General features: G+C 76.7%; 15 protein-coding genes and 1 tRNA gene. 9 read left to right on the forward strand and 7 right to left on the reverse strand.

Annotated elements, in window-relative coordinates; all coding sequences use genetic code 11:
* Window positions 1-9: 9 nt before the first annotated feature.
* The 4 genes from ACYX4T_RS17695 to ACYX4T_RS17710 form a co-directional block, all read right to left on the reverse strand.
* Window positions 10-3,009: a hypothetical protein gene (locus ACYX4T_RS17695; protein ID WP_476010605.1), complete on the reverse strand. Its 3,000-nt coding sequence runs from the start codon at window positions 3,007-3,009 to the stop codon at window positions 10-12.
* Window positions 3,002-3,694 (reverse strand): hypothetical protein, encoded by a 693-nt coding sequence (locus ACYX4T_RS17700; RefSeq protein ID WP_476010606.1) that lies wholly within the window; start codon window positions 3,692-3,694, stop codon window positions 3,002-3,004. Before ACYX4T_RS17700 ends, ACYX4T_RS17695 begins: the two co-directional genes overlap by 8 nt.
* Window positions 3,695-3,764: 70 nt before the next feature.
* Entirely contained in the window at window positions 3,765-4,226 is a 462-nt protein-coding gene (locus tag ACYX4T_RS17705; RefSeq protein ID WP_476010607.1) for a RidA family protein, read from the reverse strand.
* Window positions 4,223-4,390 carry a DUF4177 domain-containing protein gene (locus tag ACYX4T_RS17710; protein ID WP_476010608.1) on the reverse strand — a complete coding sequence of 56 codons (168 nt, stop codon included), beginning with the start codon at window positions 4,388-4,390 and terminating at the stop codon, window positions 4,223-4,225. Before ACYX4T_RS17710 ends, ACYX4T_RS17705 begins: the two co-directional genes overlap by 4 nt.
* A 95-nt stretch (window positions 4,391-4,485) precedes the next feature.
* On the opposite strand from ACYX4T_RS17710, the gene bagA reads away from it, so the two are divergent.
* Window positions 4,486-5,502: an ATPase BagA gene (gene bagA, locus ACYX4T_RS17715; RefSeq protein WP_476010609.1), complete on the forward strand. Its 1,017-nt coding sequence runs from the start codon at window positions 4,486-4,488 to the stop codon at window positions 5,500-5,502.
* Window positions 5,502-6,662, forward strand: coding sequence for an ATPase BagB (gene bagB / locus ACYX4T_RS17720; protein WP_476010610.1), 1,161 nt, complete (start codon window positions 5,502-5,504; stop codon window positions 6,660-6,662). The genes bagA and bagB overlap by 1 nt, the downstream gene beginning before the upstream one ends.
* Window positions 6,663-6,714: 52 nt before the next feature.
* On the opposite strand, the gene ACYX4T_RS17725 is transcribed toward bagB, so the two are convergent.
* Window positions 6,715-7,113 (reverse strand): WhiB family transcriptional regulator, encoded by a 399-nt coding sequence (locus ACYX4T_RS17725; RefSeq protein WP_476015301.1) that lies wholly within the window; start codon window positions 7,111-7,113, stop codon window positions 6,715-6,717.
* A 258-nt stretch (window positions 7,114-7,371) separates the two neighbouring features.
* Between ACYX4T_RS17725 and ACYX4T_RS17730 the strand changes: the two genes are divergently transcribed.
* The 5 genes from ACYX4T_RS17730 to ACYX4T_RS17750 all read left to right on the forward strand — a co-directional run bounded on the left by ACYX4T_RS17730 (window position 7,372) and on the right by ACYX4T_RS17750 (window position 13,386).
* The gene (locus tag ACYX4T_RS17730) at window positions 7,372-9,747 is read left to right on the forward strand and encodes a penicillin-binding protein (protein WP_476010611.1); all 2,376 of its coding nucleotides are present in this window, start codon (window positions 7,372-7,374) and stop codon (window positions 9,745-9,747) included.
* A complete protein-coding gene (locus tag ACYX4T_RS17735) occupies window positions 9,744-10,730 on the forward strand; it encodes a metallophosphoesterase (protein WP_476010612.1) in 987 nt (328 codons plus the stop codon). Before ACYX4T_RS17730 ends, ACYX4T_RS17735 begins: the two co-directional genes overlap by 4 nt.
* A gap of 23 nt (window positions 10,731-10,753) precedes the next feature.
* Window positions 10,754-10,827: transfer RNA gene (locus tag ACYX4T_RS17740), tRNA-Pro, on the forward strand.
* A 184-nt stretch (window positions 10,828-11,011) separates the two neighbouring features.
* Window positions 11,012-12,295 carry a hypothetical protein gene (locus ACYX4T_RS17745; protein WP_476010613.1) on the forward strand — a complete coding sequence of 428 codons (1,284 nt, stop codon included), beginning with the start codon at window positions 11,012-11,014 and terminating at the stop codon, window positions 12,293-12,295.
* Window positions 12,296-12,360: 65 nt separating this feature from the next.
* Window positions 12,361-13,386, forward strand: a complete 1,026-nt coding sequence (locus ACYX4T_RS17750; protein WP_476010614.1) for a glycoside hydrolase family 18 protein — start codon at window positions 12,361-12,363, stop codon at window positions 13,384-13,386.
* Window positions 13,387-13,402: 16 nt separating this feature from the next.
* On the opposite strand, the gene ACYX4T_RS17755 is transcribed toward ACYX4T_RS17750, so the two are convergent.
* On the reverse strand, window positions 13,403-14,416 hold the full coding sequence (locus ACYX4T_RS17755; protein ID WP_476015302.1) for an alcohol dehydrogenase: 1,014 nt from the start codon (window positions 14,414-14,416) through the stop codon (window positions 13,403-13,405).
* Window positions 14,417-14,610: 194 nt separating this feature from the next.
* Between ACYX4T_RS17755 and ACYX4T_RS17760 the strand changes: the two genes are divergently transcribed.
* A complete protein-coding gene (locus ACYX4T_RS17760; protein WP_476010615.1) occupies window positions 14,611-17,019 on the forward strand; it encodes a glycerol-3-phosphate 1-O-acyltransferase in 2,409 nt (802 codons plus the stop codon).
* A complete protein-coding gene (locus ACYX4T_RS17765; RefSeq protein WP_476010616.1) occupies window positions 17,006-18,454 on the forward strand; it encodes an HAD-IB family hydrolase in 1,449 nt (482 codons plus the stop codon). The genes ACYX4T_RS17760 and ACYX4T_RS17765 overlap by 14 nt, the downstream gene beginning before the upstream one ends.
* Here the strand turns inward: ACYX4T_RS17765 and ACYX4T_RS17770 are convergent, their stop codons facing one another.
* Window positions 18,455-19,186, reverse strand: coding sequence for an enoyl-CoA hydratase (locus ACYX4T_RS17770; protein WP_476010617.1), 732 nt, complete (start codon window positions 19,184-19,186; stop codon window positions 18,455-18,457).
* Window positions 19,187-19,207: the final 21 nt, after the last annotated feature.

Here is a 19,207-nt window from a genome sequence, read left to right on the forward strand (position 1 = left end):
AGCGGCACCCTAGGCGTCGCGCGGCGGCCCGTCCTGGTCGTCGTGATCTCCTCGACGCGGCAGCCCGTGCCCGTTGACGGGGCCGTGCGGGTGCCCGTTGGTGCCGGCGCCGTGGGACCCGGCGCCGTGCGACCCGGCCCCGTTCGTCCCGGCGGCACCCGGCGGTGGGCCCTGCCACGGGCCGGGGCCGGCCGGCCGGCCGGGCCGGCCGGGACCGGGCGGAGGAGGTCCCTGGGGCCGCGGACGCGGGGCGGTGGTGTCCTCCGACCCGGGCGGGGCCGGGGGCTGCTGCGGCGGGCGCCCGAGGAGCGGGTCGGGGGCGTCGGCCGCGAGCCGCTCGCGGGACGCGAGCTCCTCGTGCAGGCGGGCCAGCAGCTCCCGCTCCCGCTCGGAGAGCTGCACGTCGAACGAGTCGGGGCCGGACGACGCGGGCGGCGTCGCGGCCTGCCCGGCCGGCTCGGGGCCGCCGGGGTGCGCGACCGGGCCGGTCGCGGGCTCGATGCGGGCGGCGGCGTCGCCGTCGGCCTCGGGCCCGTGGTGGTGGCCGTTGGTCGGCCCGGTCCCGGCCGGGCCCGGGCTGGTGTCACCGGCGGCGTACCCGGCGGTGTACCGGGCGGCCTCCGGCGGGACCTCCATCTCACCGGTCTCGCTGCGGCTGTGCCGGGCCCGCCGGACGCGGCCGTTGCTGCTGCCGTTCGCCGGGGTCGGCGGGGTGGTCGACGGGGTGGTCGGCGGGGTGCCGGGCGGCGGCGTGGTCGCTGCGGGGCCGACGACCGGGAGGTCGCCCGTGTCCGCGTCCGGGTCCACCGACACCTCGGCGCGCCACGCCGGTGTCCCGCCGCTGCCGGGCGGCTCGGCGGGGTCGTCCCCGCCCGGGCCGAAGCTCACGCCGACCGTGCCCTCGGTCCACGACGAGATCGGGTGCTCGTCGGAGAGGATCTCGTCGGGCGGGGGCGTCCGCCAGAGCGCGGCGATGCGCTCGGCGGTGGCGTCGGGGTCGATGTCGACCGGCGCCGGCGTCTCGGGGGCGACGGTCTCGGGCTCCGGCTGGACCGGTCGGGGCGCCTCCGGGCGCTCGGTCTGCTCGGGGCGACCGGGCTGCTCGGGTCGATCGGCACGAAACCCGCCGGCGTCGGGCCGGTCGGGCGGGGCGGCGGGGCCGCCCGACGGCGGGGCGGTGTCGGGCTCGGCCGGCATCGACCGGGCCAGCTCGCGCAGGGCCTCCCGGGCCGCGTCCACCGAGGGCTCGGCGGGGGTGTCCCGGACCGGCGCGCGGGTCTCCGCCTCGCTGCGGGGCAGCCGGGTCTCGGGCCCGTGGTCCGTGCGGCCGGCCCGTTCGAGCGGGTCGGTGCCCGCGGCGGCGACCGTGCGGTACTCCTCGTCGACGGGCTCGCCGGCCGGGACGGCGTCGGTGGGCTCCCCGGCGTCGTCGCGCGGCACCCCGAACGGCGGCACCTCGTCCGCGGGGCGACGCCCCGGCGCCGCCTCGGGGCGGTGGTCCACGAGCGGGTGGGGACGCCCCGGGGCCGCGGGCGCCGCCGGCCGGACGTCGGCGGTGGATCCGCCGGGCCCCGCCTGCGGGGTGCCGAGCGGGCGGGCCGCGCGCGCGGCGGCGCGGTGGTAGGCGGGCAGCTCGGCGCCCGCCGCGAACACCTCGACCGACACGGCCCCGTGCTCCCGCGCCGCGTAGGCCACGTGGTGGGCGACGTGCTCGCAGTCGTCGGGCGAGTGGGTCTCGACCAGCACCACGCGGTGCGGCACCGGACCGGGCGCGGTGCCCGCGGGCGTGGTCCGCCAGCACTGGCGCACGCGCTGCACCCCGGGCAGGCGGGCGGCGGCACGGGCGACGGCCTCGCCGGCCCCGCCCGCGCCGGCGCCGGGCGGCGGGTCGGCGGTGAAGCGGTGCTCCTCGCGGCGGTCGGCGTCGGGGTCGCGGGGCAGGGCGTCGACCAGCTCGGGGTCGACGCGCGACGCGGCGAACCACCGGCCCAGCACGGCGTGCTCGCGCGCGGTGACGCCCGCGGCGGCGGCCAGCAGGCAGCCGCCGAGCAGCTCCGCCGCCGCCGCCTCGTCCTCGACGGCCACGAGCTCGCGCACCGAGGTCAGCGCGTCGTCGTCGATGCGACCGGCGAGCGAGAGCAGGACCTCGTGGCGGCTGCCGCCCTCGCCCGGCGTGCCGGGGCGCGCCCCGAGCCCGCTGCGGGCGCCCGGTGCGCCCTGGGGCTGTCGCCCCGGGCCGCCGCCCGCGTCGCGGGCCTCCGGCTCGACGACGCGGGACCCGAACCACGGCGCGAGGTCGTCCTCGGGGGCCGGGTCGGGGTCGTCCGCGGCCGCCGGCTCGTCGACCGGCCCGGGCAGCGGCTCGTCGACGGGCTCGCCGACCAGCTCGGGGGCCGGCTCGTCGACCAGCTCGGGGGCCGGCTCCGGCAGCGGCTCCCCCGCGTCCACCACGGGCGCGGGCGCGGGCGCGGCGTCGACGTCCACGTGGTCGTCGGCGACGTCCTCGCCCTCGACGACGCTCTCGCCCTCGTCGACGTCCTCGGCCACCGTGTCCCCGGCGCCGGGGACGGCCGCGGGCTCCGGCTCGACCGGCTCCGCCGACCCCGTCTCCGCGACCACCGGCTCCTCGGACCCGCGGGGCTCGCCCGGCCCGGGCCGGCCCGGCACGTCGGTCGCGGGTGTGCCGTCGGCCGGCGTCGCCTCGCCCACGGGGGTGACCCCCGCGGCGCGCAGCCGCCGGCGCTCGGCGACGCGGCGCCAGGCGGCCAGGGCGACGGGATCGCGGTCGGGTCGGTCGGCGCCCGCCGCGCGCTCGTCGCGCACCGACCAGGGCGGGAGGTTGGCGAGGTCCCCGCCGCCGCCGGCGAGACCGCCGAGGTCGGGGAGCTCGCCGAGGTCGCCGAAGCCGAGCCGCCCGATGCGCGGCGGGTCCTCGGCGCGCCGGCGGGCGAGGCCGGGCGCGGGGTCGACGTCCGGGCGGTCCTCGCCGGTCATGTCGCGCTCAGCCATGGCCCACCAGCTCCCCGGCCTGGGCGCCCTGCCCGGCGCGGGTGGGCGACGGCACGCGCCCCTCGGCCGAGCGCCACAGTATCTCGGAGGCCGTCAGCGCGGCCCGGTGGTAGGGAGAGGGCGGAGCGGACGGGCCGAGGACCTCGACGCACGGGTCGGCCTCGCCGCGGGCCCGCAGCGCGCGCTGCACGGCGCCGGCGAGCGTCGGCCGGTCGGCGCCGCCGTCGGCGGCGACGAGCACCACGCGCACCGGGGCGCCCGAGCCGGCGCGCCAGGCGCGGCGGATCGCCGTGACCCCCTCGGTGACCGGGGCGAGGGCGCGCAGCACGAGGTCGGTGTCGTCCCAGCCGGGGCCGGTGCCGGGCTCGAGGAACGTCGCGCCCGGCTCGCCGACCGCGTCGACGTGCAGCACCGCGTCCACGAGACGGGCGGGCCCGCCCCAGGCGAGCACCGCGGCGCGCAGGCGGGCGCGCTCGTCCTCGGTGACACCGACGCGGTGGCGCAGCAGGGCCCGGGGCAGCGCGGTGCGCAGCGCCACGTGCGCGCCGCAGGACAGCCAGTCGCGCAGGCGCCAGAGCAGGCGGTCCGGCAGTCGCCCGGCCATGGCGAGCAGCACGTCGTGACACGCCTGCTCGGCCTCGCCGGACGAGGGGGTCCAGGATCCGGTCCCGGTCCTCGATTCCACGCTCAGTGCTCCGATCCGCCCGCGGCGTCACCGCTCGCCCGCCCGGGGTGCCGGGTGGGTCGTCCCCAGCTCACGTGAGGTCGACGACGACCTCAACCTCGACGGGGGCGTTCAGCGGCAGCGCCGCCACTCCGATCGCCGAGCGGGCGTGCTCGCCCGCCGAGCCGAACACCGCCCCCAGCAGCTCCGACGCGCCGTTGACCACCTGGGGCTGACCGCCGAACCCCGGCGCCGACGCCACGAAGCCCACGACCTTGACCACCGACGCCACCGCCTCGAGCCCCACGAGCGCGTCGACCGCGGCCAGCGCGTTGAGCGTCGCGATCCGCGCGTAGGCGGCCGCGTCGTCGGGGTCGACCTCGGCGCCGACCAGCCCGGTCGCGGGCAGCTCGCCGCCGACGAGCGGCAGCTGGCCCGACGTCCAGACCTGGTCGCCGGTGCGCCGTGCCGGGACGTAGACGCCCTTGGGCGCGGCCACGGGCGGGAGCTCGAGCCCCAGGGCCGCCAGACGCTCCCGCGGTCCGTCGCTCATCCCCGCGGCTTCTTCAGGTAGGCGACGTGCTGCTCACCGGTGGGGCCGGGCAGCACGGTGACCAGCTCCCAGCCGTCCTCACCCCACTGGTCGAGGATCTGCTTGGTGGCGTGGGTCAGCAACGGCACCGTCGCGTACTCCCACTTCACGACGTCGGCACTCATGGCCGCGAGAGTAGAGAAGGCCCCCGACACCGCTGTGACCCGGACCCCGTGCGCACCGGCCGCGGCCTCCGACCGCCCGGCCTACGCTGGACGCCGTGACCGATCAGCGCTGGCCCGCCGCCCTCGCCGAGGCCCGGCTGCACGTGGTGAGCGGCAAGGGCGGCACGGGCAAGACGACGCTGGCCGCGGCCCTGGCCCTGGCTCTCGCCGCGGGCGGGCGACGGACCCTGCTCGTGGAGGTCGAGGGCCGGCAGGGCATCGCCCAGGTCTTCGACACCCCGCCCCTGCCCTACGCCGAGCAGCGGATCGCCGTCGCGCCCGACGGCGGCGAGGTGCGCGGGCTGTCCGTGGACGCCGAGGCCTCCCTGCTCGAGTACCTCGAGATGTTCTACAACCTCGGCCTCGCCGGCCGGACCCTGCGGCGGATGGGCGCGATCGAGTTCGCGACCACCCTCGCGCCGGGGCTGCGCGACGTCCTGCTCACCGGCAAGGTCAAGGAGTGCGTCGGGCGCACCGTCGGCGAGGACCGCCGTGGCGGCCGCCGCGTGCCGCTCTACGACGCCGTCGTGCTCGACGCGCCGCCCACCGGGCGCGTCGTGAAGTTCCTCGACGTCACCAAGGCGATGGGCTCGCTGGCGCGCACCGGCCCGATCCACTCGCAGAGCGAGGGCGTCGTCGAGCTGCTGCACTCGTCGCAGACGGCGGTGCACCTCGTCACCCAGCTCGAGGACCTGCCCGTGCAGGAGACCCTCGACACTGTCGACGAGATCCGCGAGGCCGGGCTGCCGATGGGCGGCGTCCTCATCAACCGCGTGCGCCCCTCGCGCCTGCCGGCCACGGCGCTCACGGGGGCGGCCACCGGCGCGGGGCTCGGCGCCGGGCTGCGCTCCGGGCTCGAGGCCGCGGGACTGTTCCTCAAGGACGACGAGGTGGACGGGCTGGTGTCGGAGACCATCGAGCACGCCGAGCGGGTGCAGGTCGAGGCCGCGGTGCGCTCGCGGCTCGACGACGCGGGGCTCCCGCAGCTGGAGCTGCCCGAGCTCACCGAGGGCGTGGACCTGGGCGGGATCTACGAGCTCGCCGAGCTGCTGCGCGAGCAGGGGGTGCGGTGATGGCCGACCAGCGTCCGGGACGTCCCCGCCACCTCGACCTCGACGAGCTGCTCACCGACCGCTCCACGCGGGTGCTCGTGTGCTGCGGCTCGGGCGGGGTCGGCAAGACCACCACGGCCGCCTCGCTCGCGCTGCGCGCCGCCGAGCAGGGCCGGCGTGTCGTGGTGCTGACCATCGATCCTGCGCGGCGCCTCGCCCAGTCGCTGGGGCTCGAGGAGCTCGACAACGAGCCGCGCACCGTGCCGGGCGCGCTGCCGCCGGGCTCGGGGGACGGCGAGCTCCAGGCGATGATGCTGGACATGCGCCGGACCTTCGACGAGATGGTCGCGGGCCACACCACGCCCGACCGCGCGCAGGTGATCTTCGACAACCCCTTCTACCAGACCATCTCCACCTCGTTCTCCGGGACGCAGGAGTACATGGCCATGGAGAAGCTGGGCCAGCTGACGGCCACCGGCGCCTGGGACCTCGTGGTCGTCGACACCCCGCCCTCGCGCTCGGCGCTGGACTTCCTCGACGCCCCGCAGCGGCTGTCGTCGTTCCTCGACGGGCGCATGATCCGGTTGCTCTCGGCGCCCGCCCGCGCCGGCGGGAACGCCTTCCGCAAGCTCGTGGGCTCGACGTTCAACCTGTTCGCCAAGGCCGTGTCGACGATCCTCGGCGGGCAGATGCTCGCCGACGCCTCGGCGTTCGTGCAGGCCTTCGACACGCTCTTCGGCGGCTTCCAGGAGCGCGCGAACACCACCTACCAGCTGCTCCGCGCCCCGGGCACCGCGTTCGTCGTGGTCGCGGCGCCCGAGCCCGACGCGCTGCGCGAGGCGAGCTACTTCGTCGAGCGGCTCTCGGCGGAGAAGATGCCGCTGGCGGGCCTGGTGCTCAACCGCACCCACCCCGTGCACGCGACCCTCTCCGGGGCGCGGGCGCGCGAGGGCGCCGAGACCCTCGAGGCCTCGCGCGGCCCCGAGAGCGACCACGAGCTGGCCGCCGCGGTGCTGCGCCTGCACGCGGACCGCGTCGAGACCGCCGAGCGGGAGCGCCGCGTGCTCGGCCGCTTCACCCGCGCACACCCGACGGTGCCGATCGTCGACGTGCCCGCCATGGCCACCGACGTGCACGACCTCGAGGGCCTGCGCGAGATCGGCCGCCGCCTGGCCTCCTGAGCCGCCGACCCCGACGGACCCGCCGGGGTCCGTCGGGCTCCGTCGGGCTCCGTCAGCCCACGTGCCGCTCGTCGCCGCCCTCGGCCGTGCGCGGCGCCTCCACCGCGGCCGGGCGCGCGGGGCGCCGCGGGCGGGCGGGCGCCTGCGGGTTCGCGGGCGGGCTCGCCGCCGCCGCGCGCCGCGCCGACTCGAGCAGCGCGGCCCAGGAGATGACGTCCGGGCGGCGCTTGAGCAGCGCGCGCCGCTCGCGCTCGGTCATGCCGCCCCACACGCCGAAGCGGATGCGGTTGTCGAGGGCGTGGGCCAGGCACTCCGTGCGCACCGGGCAGGCCGTGCACACCTCGCGGGCGTCGCGCTGCTGGGCGCCCTGGACGAAGAGCGTCTCGGGATCCTCGTCACGGCAGCGTGCGGAGTGCCGCCAGTCGATCGAGGTCGCCGCGCTCGCCGGCATCGACTCACCTGTCACGTCGTGTCCCCACCCTCTGTTCCCCGTGCGGGCCCCTCGTCCGAGGACACACCTCCCCGCAGGTGGGTCCTCGTGCGCGCGCCGGATCGGTCCCCGGGCGCGTCCTGCCCGTCATTGGGGTCTGACGCAGCGTAGGAGCGGACGGTTCCACCCACAACGGGATCGGAAGGATCTCTGACGATCCGTGGTCGACCCGGCACGCGCCGACGGGCCGCTCACCTCCGGCCGCGTACCCTCGTCGCCGTGGCGCGGGGCGGACGGGACATCGGGGCGAAGGTGCGGCCGATCACCAAGCTCCTGGCGATCTGCCTGGTCGCCGGGGTGATCGTGGCGGGGATGGCGTTCCCGTTCGTGGGCGGGGTCGGCCTGCTCTCGAACGACGCCAGCGACACCGTGAACGCGACGTCGTCGGACCTCGCGGCGGGCCAGCTGCCCGGCGTCACGACCGTCCAGGACAACCAGGGCGCCCCGATCGCCTACCTGTACGAGCAGAACCGCACGCCGGTCTCGCTGCAGCAGATGTCGCCGGCGATGCGCGGCGCGATCGTCGCCATCGAGGACCGCCGGTTCTACGAGCACGACGGGGTCGACTGGACCGGCACGCTGCGCGCGCTCGTGACCAACCAGACCGCCGGCTCCACCCAGCAGGGCGCCTCGACGCTGACCCAGCAGTACATCAAGAACTACCAGCTCTATGTCACGGCGCAGACCGAGTCGGAGCGGCTGGAGGCCACCGAGCCGACCTACGCCCGCAAGCTGCGCGAGGTCCGCGTGGCGCTGCAGCTCGAGCGCGAGCTCGCCGCCGGGCGCAGCAAGCGCGAGGCCAAGGACGAGGTGCTCGAGCGCTACCTCAACATCGTCTTCCTGGGCAACAACTCCTACGGCGTCGCGGCCGCCGCGCGCACGTACTTCAACACCACGCCCGACCGCCTGACGATCCCGCAGGCCGCGATGCTCGCCGGCATGGTGCAGTCGACCACCCAGTTCGACCCGACCCGCCACCCGCAGGCCGCCACCGGCCGGCGCAACGAGGTCATCAACCAGATGCTGGGCCAGGGCATGATCACCCAGCAGCAGGCGCAGGAGGCCGTCGCGGCGCCGCTGGGGATCGTCGAGCCGCTGGCCACGCCCTCGAACGGCTGCATCGGCGCCGGCAACGCCGCGTTCTTCTGCAAGTACGTCGTCGACTACCTCGGCGAGTCCGGCATCTCGTCCGAGCAGCTCAACCGCGGCAGCTACACCATCCGCACCACGCTCGACCGCAACGCCATGAACGCGATGCAGCAGGCGCTCAACGACGAGGTGCCCGCCCAGCAGCGCAACGTCGCCGACGTCATGGCCACCGTGCAGCCCGGCCGCGACCGGCACCGCGTCGTCGCCATGGGCGCGAGCCGCGTCTTCGGCGTGGACGGTGACGCGCTGCAGACGAGCTACGGGCTGCCGTGGGAGCCGGTGAACCTGGGCGCCGGCTCGACCTACAAGATCTTCACGGCGGCCGCGGCCCTCGAGGAGGGCCTCGGCATCAACTACCGGATGCCGATCCCGCCCGACGGCTACGCGTCGCCGATCTACCGGGACGGCTCCGGCCGCCCGTTCCCCGTGCGCAACGCGGAGGAGGGGCTCGCCCCGTTCCTCTCCATGACCGACGCGCTGGCGCAGTCGCCGAACACCGGCTTCGTCAAGCTCATGGAGACCACCGGCGTGCCCCCGGTGGTCGACATGGCGGTCAAGCTCGGCCTGCGCTCGCTCGCCGACCCCGGGGCGAGCGGCCAGTCCATCGCCGACACCGCCCGCGAGCAGAACCAGGGTTCGTTCACCCTCGGCGTCACGCCGACCAGCCCCCTGGAGCTCGCGAACGTCGGGGCCACGCTGGCCTCGAGCGGCATGTGGTGCCCGCCGAGCCCCATCGAGTCGATCACCGAGGCGTCCGGCGCGCCGGTGCCCGTCGCCGAGCAGCCGTGCGAGCAGGTCGTCGACCCGGCGCTGGCCGACACGCTGATGACCGGGCTGAGCAAGGACGACCAGCCCGGCGGCACTGCGGCGGCCGCCGCCGCGGCCAACGGCTGGAACCGGCCCCTGTCCGGCAAGACCGGCACGACCCAGAACAACCGGTCCGCCGCCTTCCTCGGCTTCAACCCGCAGTACTCGGGTGCGGTCATCACCTTCGACGACTCGTCGTCGCCCCGGACCCTGTGCGACGGCGGAGGCGAGAACCCGCCGTTCCCGTGCGGCGACGGGAACCTCTTCGGCGGCACGACGCCGGCCCGGACCTGGTTCAAGGCGATGAACCCGATCTTCGCGCCGCTGCCGGTCGCGCCGCTGCCGCCGACGACCCCGCGCTACCTGCAGGGCGGGTCGAACGAGCAGGTCCCCGAGGTCATCGGCGACCGGGCCGACGAGGCCACCGAGGAGCTGCAGGACGCCGGGTTCCAGGTGTCGCAGGTGCCCGTCGGCAACCGCGCGCCCGCGGGCACCGTCGTCGGCCAGAACCCGCGGGGCTCGGTGCTGCCCGACCAGGTAGTGACGCTGCAGGTCTCCGACGGCCGGGTGCCGGCGGCGCCGTCGCCGCCGAGCGGCCCGCCGCCGCTGGCCGGCGCCGCACCGGGGGCCGGCGGATGAGCGGCCTCGGCGGGACGCTCCTGCGCGCCGGTGCCGGCCTGACCGCGGCCGGCGCCCTCGGCCTCGGCTACGCCGTGGGCGTCGAGCGGCAGTGGTTCGCGCTGCGCCGGGCCCGGCTCGAGGTCCTCGACCCCGAGACCGCGGCCGGCCGCACCCTGCGCGTGCTCCACCTCTCCGACCTGCACCTGCGGCCGGGGCAGCGCCTCGAACGGCGGTTCGTCGAGGGCCTGGCGGCGCTGGAGCCGGACCTGGTGGTCGACACCGGCGACAACCTGTCGCACCCGCGCGCCGTGCCGGAGGTGCTGCGCGCGCTGGGCACCCTGCTCGACCGGCCCGGCGTCGTCGTGTGGGGCAGCAACGACTACCACGGGCCGAAGCCGAAGAACCCGGCCGACTACCTGTTCCGCCCGCAGCACCGGATCCTCGGCCCGGAGCTGCCGTGGCGTGACCTGCGGGCCGCGATGCTCGAGCGCGGGTGGCTCGACGCGACCCACACCCGGCACACGCTGACCGTGGCCGGGGTGCGCGTCGCCGTCGCCGGCGTGGACGACCCCCACATCGGGCGCGACGACCACGACCGCATCGCCGGTCCCGTCGACGAGCCCTGTGACCTGCGCCTCGGGCTCACCCACTCCCCCGAGCCGCGGGTGCTCGACGCGTTCGCCGCCGACGGGTACGACCTCGTGCTCGCCGGTCACACCCACGGCGGCCAGCTGCGCCTGCCCGGCTACGGCGCGATCGTCACCAACTGCGGCATCGACCGCTCGCGGGCCCGCGGGGCGTCGCGGTGGGGGGCGCACATGCGGCTGCACGTCTCGGCCGGTCTGGGCACCTCGCCGTACGCGCCGGCCCGCTTCTCGTGCCGGCCCGAGGCGACGCTGCTCGAGCTCGTGCCCCGGCCCGGCGGGAGCGGTGCGGCGCGCACCGCGGTCCACGACCGGGAGGGGCGGCCCCCGTCGGCCCGCTCGGGGGCGGACGGGTAGAGTCGTCCCTGCGCGATCGCCTCCGGGGTGTGGCGCAGCTTGGTAGCGCGCCTCGTTCGGGACGAGGAGGCCGTGGGTTCGAATCCCGCCACCCCGACACGCAGACCGACAGCCCTCATCCGCCGAGCGGGTGGGGGCTGTTGTCTTTTCGGAGCATCGACGTTGCTCCCTCGTTCGCGCCGCACACGTAGCGGTCTCCGTCCGGTAACGACACGATGTCGACCGACGATGCCTTCCACGGATCACCCTGTCGGGGGGCTCTCACACGGATCGGGGACACCATGCGACACGGACGGGCACCGGGACAGCCCGCCGGCCGGCACGCCGCACCGGTGACGCCGGCGACACCAAGGCACCGCGACGGCGGTCCGGGCGACGAGGCGGACGCACCCGCTGCTCCGCTGCCCGGCGGACGGCACGCGCGCCCGACGCCGGTCGGGCCCGACGGCGCGACCCGGGGGTCCTCGCCCCACCTGCGCGTGGTGCCCGGCCCCGGCCCGCGCCCCGAGGACGAGCGCCGGACGCCGCGGCTCGCCGACATCCTGTCCGCGACGCCGCCCCCGCCCGCCCGGTCCCGGCACGCCGACACCCCGCCGATCGTGCCCACCCCCCGCTCCGCGTCGGAGCCGCCCGCGCCGCCCGCGCCGCCCGCGCCCCGGCCTGTCCCGCGCGGCGCCGAGCACCCCTCGTTCCCGAACCTCGCCCCGGTCCGGCCCGCCGGCCCCGTGCCGCCGCAGGGTCCCGCGCCCGCGACCACCCGTCACGCGGGCCCGGTGCCCCGTGACACGCCGCGACCCGCCCCGGTCCCTCCCGCCCCGCCCGTCCGACCCGCGACCACCGCGACGTCGGTGACGCCGGGGCGCCCGCCGGCGAGGAGCGCCGCCCCGACCGGCGTCGTCGCCACGAGCGTCACCCCGGCCGGCGCCACGAGCGTCACCCCGGCCGGCGCCGGCGCGTCCCCGGAGACGCCCGCCCGCCGCCCGGCCGCCCGGCGCTCGGACCCCGCCGAGATCGCCGCCCGCGCGTCGACCACGCTGCTGCGCGAGTCGTCACGTGCCGGCGCACCCGCTGCCGCGCTCGCCCCGGAGGCCGCCGCCACCCCCGTCTTCGCCGACGGCACGGGCCGACGGGCGCGGCGCTTCCGCACCGTGGCGATCGTGGCGACGGCGGTCTGCGCGTCCTACGTGGGCGTGGTCGCGGTGGGCGCGGTGGCGGGCCCGGTCGGCCCGACCGCCGCGCCGACCCTGCTGCCCACCCCGACGGCCGCGCCGCCGCCGCCCGTCGCGGTCCCGCCCACGGTCGACGCGCGCAACGTCGCCGAGGTCGCGCCGACCACCACGACGAAGCGGTCCGCGCGGGCCACCACCCGCAGCACGCCGCGCTCGACCACCGCCCGCGCGCCGCGCGCGGTCCCGCGCCAGGTCGTCGAGCCCGCCGAGCCGGTGGCCCCGGCCCCGCGCCCCCAGCGGGCCGCCCCGCCGGCCCAGCAGGCGCCGCAGGACGAGCCCCCGGGCCCGCAGACCTCGACCGACGGCGGCGCCGACGACGACGCCGCGGACACCTGAGCCGCCGGCGGCGCCGCGCGGCACGACCGTCGCTGGGCGCCGTCCTGCTCGCCGCGCTGGTGGCGGTGCTCGTCACCGCGCCCGTGGTCACCGGCGAGACGCCCGTCCACGAGTCGGCGCTTGCCGACGTCGCGGGGACGCGCGCCCCGGACGCGCCCGTCCGCCCGGGCGTCACGGCCCCCGCCGGGCCGTTGCCCGACGTAGCGTTCGCGCCCTACGTCGACCTGACGACCCCGCCCCTGCCGGCGATGACCGACATGGCCGACGCCACCGGCCACGCCGACGTGGTGCTCGCCTTCGTCCTGGCCGGCGCCGAGGACGCGTGCGCGCCGACCTGGGGCGGCACCACGCCCCTCACCGACCCCGCGGTCGCGGCCCGCGTGGCGGGTCTGAGGGCACACGGCGGACGCATGACCGTGTCGTCGGGCGGCGCGCTCGGCGACTACCTCGAGACGGCCTGCCCCGACGCCCGCTCGCTCGCGGACGCCTACGGGGCCGCGCTCGACGGGGTCGGCGCCGACCACCTCGACGTCGACGTCGAGACCGACACCGGACGCGAGGTGTCGGCGCGCCGGATCGCCGAGGCGCTCGCGCTGCTCCAGCACGAGCGCGGCACGCGGGTCACGCTGACCGTGCAAATCGACGGCGTCGCCGAGGGCCTGTCCGCGGACGCCCGCGAGCTCGTCGTCGAGGCCACCACGGCCGGCGTGGCCGCACGCGTGAACCTCATGGTCATGAACTTCTCGTACGACGGCGGCTGGGCCGACGCCATGATCGGCGCGACGCGCACCGCGGTGGGCCAGCTCGAGGCGATCTGGCCCGGCAGCGAGCCCACCGACGTCCGCCGCCGCGTCGGCGTCACCTTCATGATCGGCCGCAACGACATGGACATGACGACCACGCCCGGCGACGCCCGGGCGGTCGTCGAGGACGCCCGTGGCAGCGGCTACGGCGGCGTCGGGTTCTGGTCGCTCGCCCGGGACAACGGCTCGTGTCCCGGGACCGAGGACGAGGCCGACGACTGCAGCGGCATCGAGCAGGAGCCCTGGGCGTTCACGCGGATCGCCCAGGGCTTCGCCGCCCCGTCCTGAGCAGCTGCTTCCTGAGCTACTGCCCGGTGGTCAGCACCATCCGGAACCGCGCGTCGTTCGCCATCATCCGGTCGTAGGCCTCGGCGGCGCGCTCCAGCGGCAGGGTCTCGACCATCGGCCGGACGTCGGTGAGCCGCGCGAAGCGCAGCGTGTCCTCGGAGTCCATCGAGGTGCCCGACGGGTGGCCGGTGATGCCCGCGGCGGGGCCGATGAGGCTCATCGCGTCGACCTGCAGCGGGCTCTCGGCGGCGCCGACGACGAGCAGCTGCCCGCGCCGGTCGAGGCCCGGGATCAGCGCCGAGATCGCCTCGCCGCTGGTCGCCGTGGCGAGCGCGACCGTGACCCCGCCCATCTCGGCGAGCGCCTGGCCGGGATCGGCGGCCTCGCTGTCGACGTAGTGGTGGGCGCCGAGCTTGCGGGCGAGGTCCTCCTTCTCCCGCCCACGCGACACCGCGACGACCTCGAAGCCCATCCGCGCCGCGAACTGGATGCCGAGGTGCCCGAGCCCGCCGACGCCCTGCACCGCGACTCGGTCGCCCGGACGGGCGGGGCTCGACCGCAGCGCGTGGTAGGTCGTGACACCCGCGCACATCAGCGGCGCCGCCTCCTCGGGCGAGAGCTCGGCGGGCACGTGCGCCAGCGCGTCCGCGGGCACGACGACCGCGTCGGCGTAGCCGCCGTCGAAGGTGACGCCGGGGATGCGCCCGTTCTCGCAGGTGATGGAGTCGCCGCGACGGCACGGGTCGCAGTGGTGGCAGGCGCCGCCGAACCAGCCGACGCCGACGCGGTCCCCGGTGCTCCAGGCGCCGAGGACGTCGGGGCCGACCTCGTCGACCGTCCCGACGATCTCGTGCCCCGGCACGATCGGGAACGGCGTCGCCGGCATGACGCCCTCCTTGGCGAACATGTCGCTGTGGCAGACCCCGCAGGCCTGCACCCGGACGCGGACCTCGCCGCGGCCCGGGGTGGGGAGCTCCCGCTCGACCAGCTCGAGGTCGCCACCGGCTCGTGGGACCTGGACGGCGCGCATGGTCGACACGCTGGTACCTCCTGATGGTTCCGACATCAACGACTCGTCGGATGCGTACCCGGGCATCCGTGGCCGGACGCGAGGCGGCGCTCACCGGACGCTCACCGGGGGTCCCCCGACCCGTCCACCGGGTAGGGTCCGGGGGACCACGGAGCCGCGGCCCCACCGCGGCACGGCGTCGCGAGGGGTGGGCGTTGAGCACGCAGGACGATCTGGCGAGGCTCCCGGACTCGGGTGACCGGCCGCTGGTCGTCCTCGTCGACGCCCCGTCGAGCACCGAGCGCCGCCTGGTCGACCGGTGGCTCGCCGCGATCCGCCACGACGTCGCCGGCGGGCGCGGCGTCGAGGTGCTGCCGGCGGAGGGCCAGCAGCTCGCGGGCCGCCTGACCCGCGGCGACAACCCGCTGCTCGTGCCCGTGCGCGTCGTCTGGGCGAACGACCCGGAGCCCGACCGCACCGTGCTGCGGCTCGTCGACGTCCTCACCCGCGGCTGGGCACTGCGCGCCCGCGCCCGCGCCGCGCGCCGGACACCGCCCCAGCACCGCGTCGTCGTCGGCCGCCCGGCCACCGTCCGCGAGCTCATGCGCCGCCACCACCGCGAGCGCCCCGCCACCGACACCGCGGACTTCGTGCGCTTCGTGGCCCGCCAGGCGACGCTCGCGCTCGACCGCGCCGAGCGCGCGCTCACGGGCAACCGCTTCAAGGTGCCGCGCGAGGTCGCCGGGCAGATCGTCGGGTCGGCGCACTTCAGCCAGGAGATCCGCCGGCTGGCGGCGTCGACGGGACGCCCGGAGGACGAGGTGGCCGGGGAGGCGGCGGCCGACCTCGAGAGCATCGTCGCCTCGCTCGACCCCGCGGCCGTGGACCTCTTCTCCGGCGTCCTGCGGCCCATGCACCAGAAGGCGTGGACGGTGCACGCCGACACCGCGGGGCTCGAGCCGCTGCGCGAGCTGAACGCCGAGCACGCGCTCGTGTTCCTGCCCTCGCACCGCTCGTACACCGACCCGTTCGTGCTGGCCGACGTGCTGCGCAGCAACGACTTCCCGCGCAACCACGTCCTCGGCGGCGACAACCTGCGGATCCTCGGGCTCGAGCAGCTCGCCCGCCGCAGCGGGATCATCTTCATCCGCCGCAGCTTCGGCGGCGACCCGGTCTACAAGGCGGCCGTGCGCGAGTACTTCTCGTGGCTGTGCGCGAAGCGCTTCAACCTCGAGTGGTACATGGAGGGCGGGCGCACCCGCACCGGCAAGCTGCGCCCCCCGAAGTACGGGCTGCTCTCCGACGTGGCCAGCGCCGTGGAGACGCGTCGCACCGAGGACGTCTACCTCGTCCCGGTGTCGATCATCCACGACCAGCTGCAGGAAGTGCACCAGATGGCGGCCGAGCAGACCGGCGCCGACAAGACGCCCGAGGGCCTGCGGTGGCTCGCCGGCTACGCCCGCGCGCAGCGCCGGCCCGTCGGCGGGGTGCACGTGAGCTTCGGCGAGCCGCTGTCGCTGAGGTCCGCGCTGACCGCGGCCAACGACCCCGCGCTCGACGCCCGGCGCGACGACGCCGCCGGGGGCGACGGCACCGGGGACGCGGAGGACGACGCGGAGGACTCGGAGGACACCGCGGCCCGCCGGCTGGCGCTGCAGAAGACGGCGTTCGAGGTGTTCGTGCGCATCAACCGGGTCACGCCGGTCACGCCGATCGCCCTCGCCGCGCTGGCGCTGCTCGGGGTGCGGGACCGCGCGCTGACGCTCTCGCAGGTCCGCCGCGTGGTGGAGCCGGTGCTCGACTACGTCGACGCCCGCGGCCTGCCCCACACCGGCATCGCGTCGCTGCGCACCAACGGCGGCGTCGCCGAGGCCCTGCTCTCGCTGCGGCGCGAGAAGGTCGTCAGCGCCTACACCGAGGGCTCCGAGCCGGTGTTCTCGGTGGAGAGCGGGCACCACATCGTCGCGGCGTTCTACCGCAACTCGGCGATCCACCACTTCGTCAACCGGGCGATCGTCGAGCTCGCGATCCTCGAGGTCGGCGACCTCACGGGGCGCGAGGCGCTGGCGAAGGGCTTCCAGGCCGCGCTCGACCTGCGTGACCTGCTGAAGTACGAGTTCTTCTTCCCCGACAAGGAGACCTTCCGCCGCGAGCTGGCCGACGAGCTCACGCTCATCGACCCCGACTGGCGCTCCGACGACGGCGACATCGCCCGCACCCGCAAGATGCTGCGCCAGAGCCGGTTCCTGTGCGCGCACCGCGTGCTGCGCTCGTTCGTCGACGCGCAGTGGGTGGTGGCCGAGCGGCTCGCCGAGCACGACCCGGACACCCCCGTCGACCAGGACGCGCTGCTCGACCGCTGCGCCGCCGTCGGGCAGCAGCTGCTGTTGCAGGGCAAGCTGCACGGGCCCGAGTCGCTGTCGCGGGAGCTCTTCGCGTCGGCGATCCGGCTGGCCGCCAACCGTGGCCTGCTCGCCCCGTCCTCGCCGCGCGACGGCGGGCCCGACCTCGCGACCCGGCGTCGCGCGTTCGCCGCCGAGGTCCGCGGGGTGGTGGAACGGGTCGTGGCCATCGACGAGACCGACGCGACGAACCGACAGGAGTCCGCGGGTGTCCGACCCTGACCACCGCTTCCAGGATCTGATGGACGCGGTCGACGCCGCGCCCGACGGGCCCGAGGTGGGCGCGTTCTTCGACTTCGACGGCACGGTGATCGCCGGCTACTCGGTCACCGCCTTCATGCGCCACCACGTCAGGCACCTCGACCTGCACCCCCGCACGACGCTCGAGACGCTCGCGAGCGGCTGGCAGGGGCTGCACGGCGAGGAGGACTTCCGCAAGTTCCTCGGCATCACCCTGCGTACCTGGGCGGGGCGCACGCCCGAGGAGCTCGAGAAGATCGGCAACCAGCTCTTCCGCGACGAGATCGGCCCGAGCGTCTACCCCGAGTCGTGGCGGCTGATCCGGGCGCACCTGGAGAAGGGCCACACCGTCGTGCTCGCCAGCTCGGCGACGCGCTTCCAGGTCGAGCCGGCGGCGAAGGCGCTCGGCGTCGACCACACGATCTACACCGCGGTCGAGGTCGGCGAGGACGGCACGCTCACCGGGCGCCCCGACGGCCGCTCCCCGTACGGCGAGGGCAAGGCCGCCGCGGTCAAGGAGTTCGCCGCCGCGCACGACGTCGACCTCGACGCGAGCTTCGCCTACTCCAACGGCGGCGAGGACGTGCCCTTCCTCGCGACGGTCGCCCACCCGGCCGCGGTCAACCCGAGCGCAGGCCTGCGGCGCGCCGCGGCCGAGCGCGCCTGGCCGGCCGTCGACTTCGCCGGGCGGCCCTGGACGACGCCCGTCGAGGTCGCCCGCACCGCGGCCACGTTCGCCGGGATGATGGGCGGCTTCGCCACCGGCCTGGGGCTCGGGCTGCTCGGCGGGTCGCGTCGCGCCGGGCTCAACCTCGGCATCGGCCTCGGCGGCGACCTGTCGCTCCTGGCGTCCGGGGTCTCGCTCGACGTCCACGGGGCGCGCCACATCTGGGAGTCCCAGCCGGCGGTCTTCCTGTTCAACCACCAGAGCCAGCTCGACGTCCTGGTGCTTGGCGGGCTGCTGCGCGGCAACTTCGCGCCGGTGGCCAAGAAGGAGCTGGCCAACGACGTGCTGTTCGGCGGGCTCATGCGCCTGCTCGAGACGGCGTTCATCGACCGCGCCGACAACGCCCAGGCCCGCAAGGCCCTGGAGCCGGCCGTCGAGCGCCTGCGCGAGGGCACCTCGATCGTCATCGCCCCCGAGGGCACCCGCTCGCCCACCCCGACGCCGGGCACGTTCAAGAAGGGCGCGTTCCACCTCGCGATGCAGGCCGGGGTGCCGATCGTCCCGCTCGTCTTCCGCAACACCGGCGCGCTGATGAGCCGCAACGCGATGATCATCCACCCGGGCGTCGTCCAGGTCGCGGTGCTGCCGCCGGTCGACGTCTCCGACTGGACGCGCGAGGACCTCGACGAGCGCATCGAGGGCGTGCGCCAGCAGTACCTGCACACGCTCGCCCACTGGCCGGGCGAGTAGCTAGCGACCCCGGAACACGGGTGCGCGCTTCTCCTCGCGCGCCCGGCGGCCCTCGGCCAGGTCCGCGCTCGCCCAGCACGCGTCGAACGCGGCGGCGACCTCGTCGGGCACGGTCGCGTCCTCGAGCAGGCGGGCCACGGCGAGCTTGTTGTAGGCGAGCGTGAGGGGCGCCAGCGCCGCGATCTCGGTCGCCCAGGCCAGCGCGGTGTCCCGGTCGCCGACGCGGTCGACGAGCCCGGCTCCGCGCGCCGCGTCGTGGTCCAGGCGCTCGCAGGCGAGCAGCAGCCGCCGGGCCGCGCCGCCGCCCGCGACGAGCGCGAGCCGGCGCACGGTCCACGGGTCGACGGCGAGCCCGAGCGCGGCGGTCGGCAGGCCGAACACGGCGGCGTCGGCGCAGACGCGCAGGTCGGCGGCCAGCGCGAGCTGGGTCCCGGCGCCGATCGCGGGCCCGTGCACCGCGGCGACGACCGGCACCGGGACCTCCGCGAGCCGGTGCAGCATGCCGTAGAGGGCGGCGAGGAAGTCGGTGTCCCCGACGGTGTCGAGGTCGGCGCCCGAGCAGAACGCCGTGCCCTCGCCGCTGAGCACCAGCGCGCGGGCCCCGTCGGCGACCGCGGCGTCGACCGCGGCGTGCAGGTCGCGGCAGTGCGCGGTGTCGAGGGCGTTGCGCCGCTCGGTGCGGTCGAGACGGATCTCGTGGACCTCGGCGTCGTGGCGGAAGGTGCCGATCACGGGCCGATCATCCCCGGACAC

The organism is Actinomycetospora sp. ABD4_176, from assembly GCF_056311855.1.

What these genes read in the sequence shown, in the direction of transcription:
- ACYX4T_RS17710 (WP_476010608.1), bottom strand. Translation starts at nt 4,390, where the DNA reads ATGAGTGCCGACGTCGTGAAGTGGGAGTACGCGACGGTGCCGTTGCTG.
- ACYX4T_RS17705 (WP_476010607.1), bottom strand. Translation starts at nt 4,226, where the DNA reads ATGAGCGACGGACCGCGGGAGCGTCTGGCGGCCCTGGGGCTCGAGCTC.
- ACYX4T_RS17695 (WP_476010605.1), bottom strand. Translation starts at nt 3,009, where the DNA reads ATGGCTGAGCGCGACATGACCGGCGAGGACCGCCCGGACGTCGACCCC.
- ACYX4T_RS17745 (WP_476010613.1), top strand. Translation starts at nt 11,012, where the DNA reads ATGCGACACGGACGGGCACCGGGACAGCCCGCCGGCCGGCACGCCGCA.
- bagB (WP_476010610.1), top strand. Translation starts at nt 5,502, where the DNA reads ATGGCCGACCAGCGTCCGGGACGTCCCCGCCACCTCGACCTCGACGAG.
- ACYX4T_RS17725 (WP_476015301.1), bottom strand. Translation starts at nt 7,113, where the DNA reads ATGCCGGCGAGCGCGGCGACCTCGATCGACTGGCGGCACTCCGCACGC.
- ACYX4T_RS17755 (WP_476015302.1), bottom strand. Translation starts at nt 14,416, where the DNA reads ATGCGCGCCGTCCAGGTCCCACGAGCCGGTGGCGACCTCGAGCTGGTC.
- ACYX4T_RS17735 (WP_476010612.1), top strand. Translation starts at nt 9,744, where the DNA reads ATGAGCGGCCTCGGCGGGACGCTCCTGCGCGCCGGTGCCGGCCTGACC.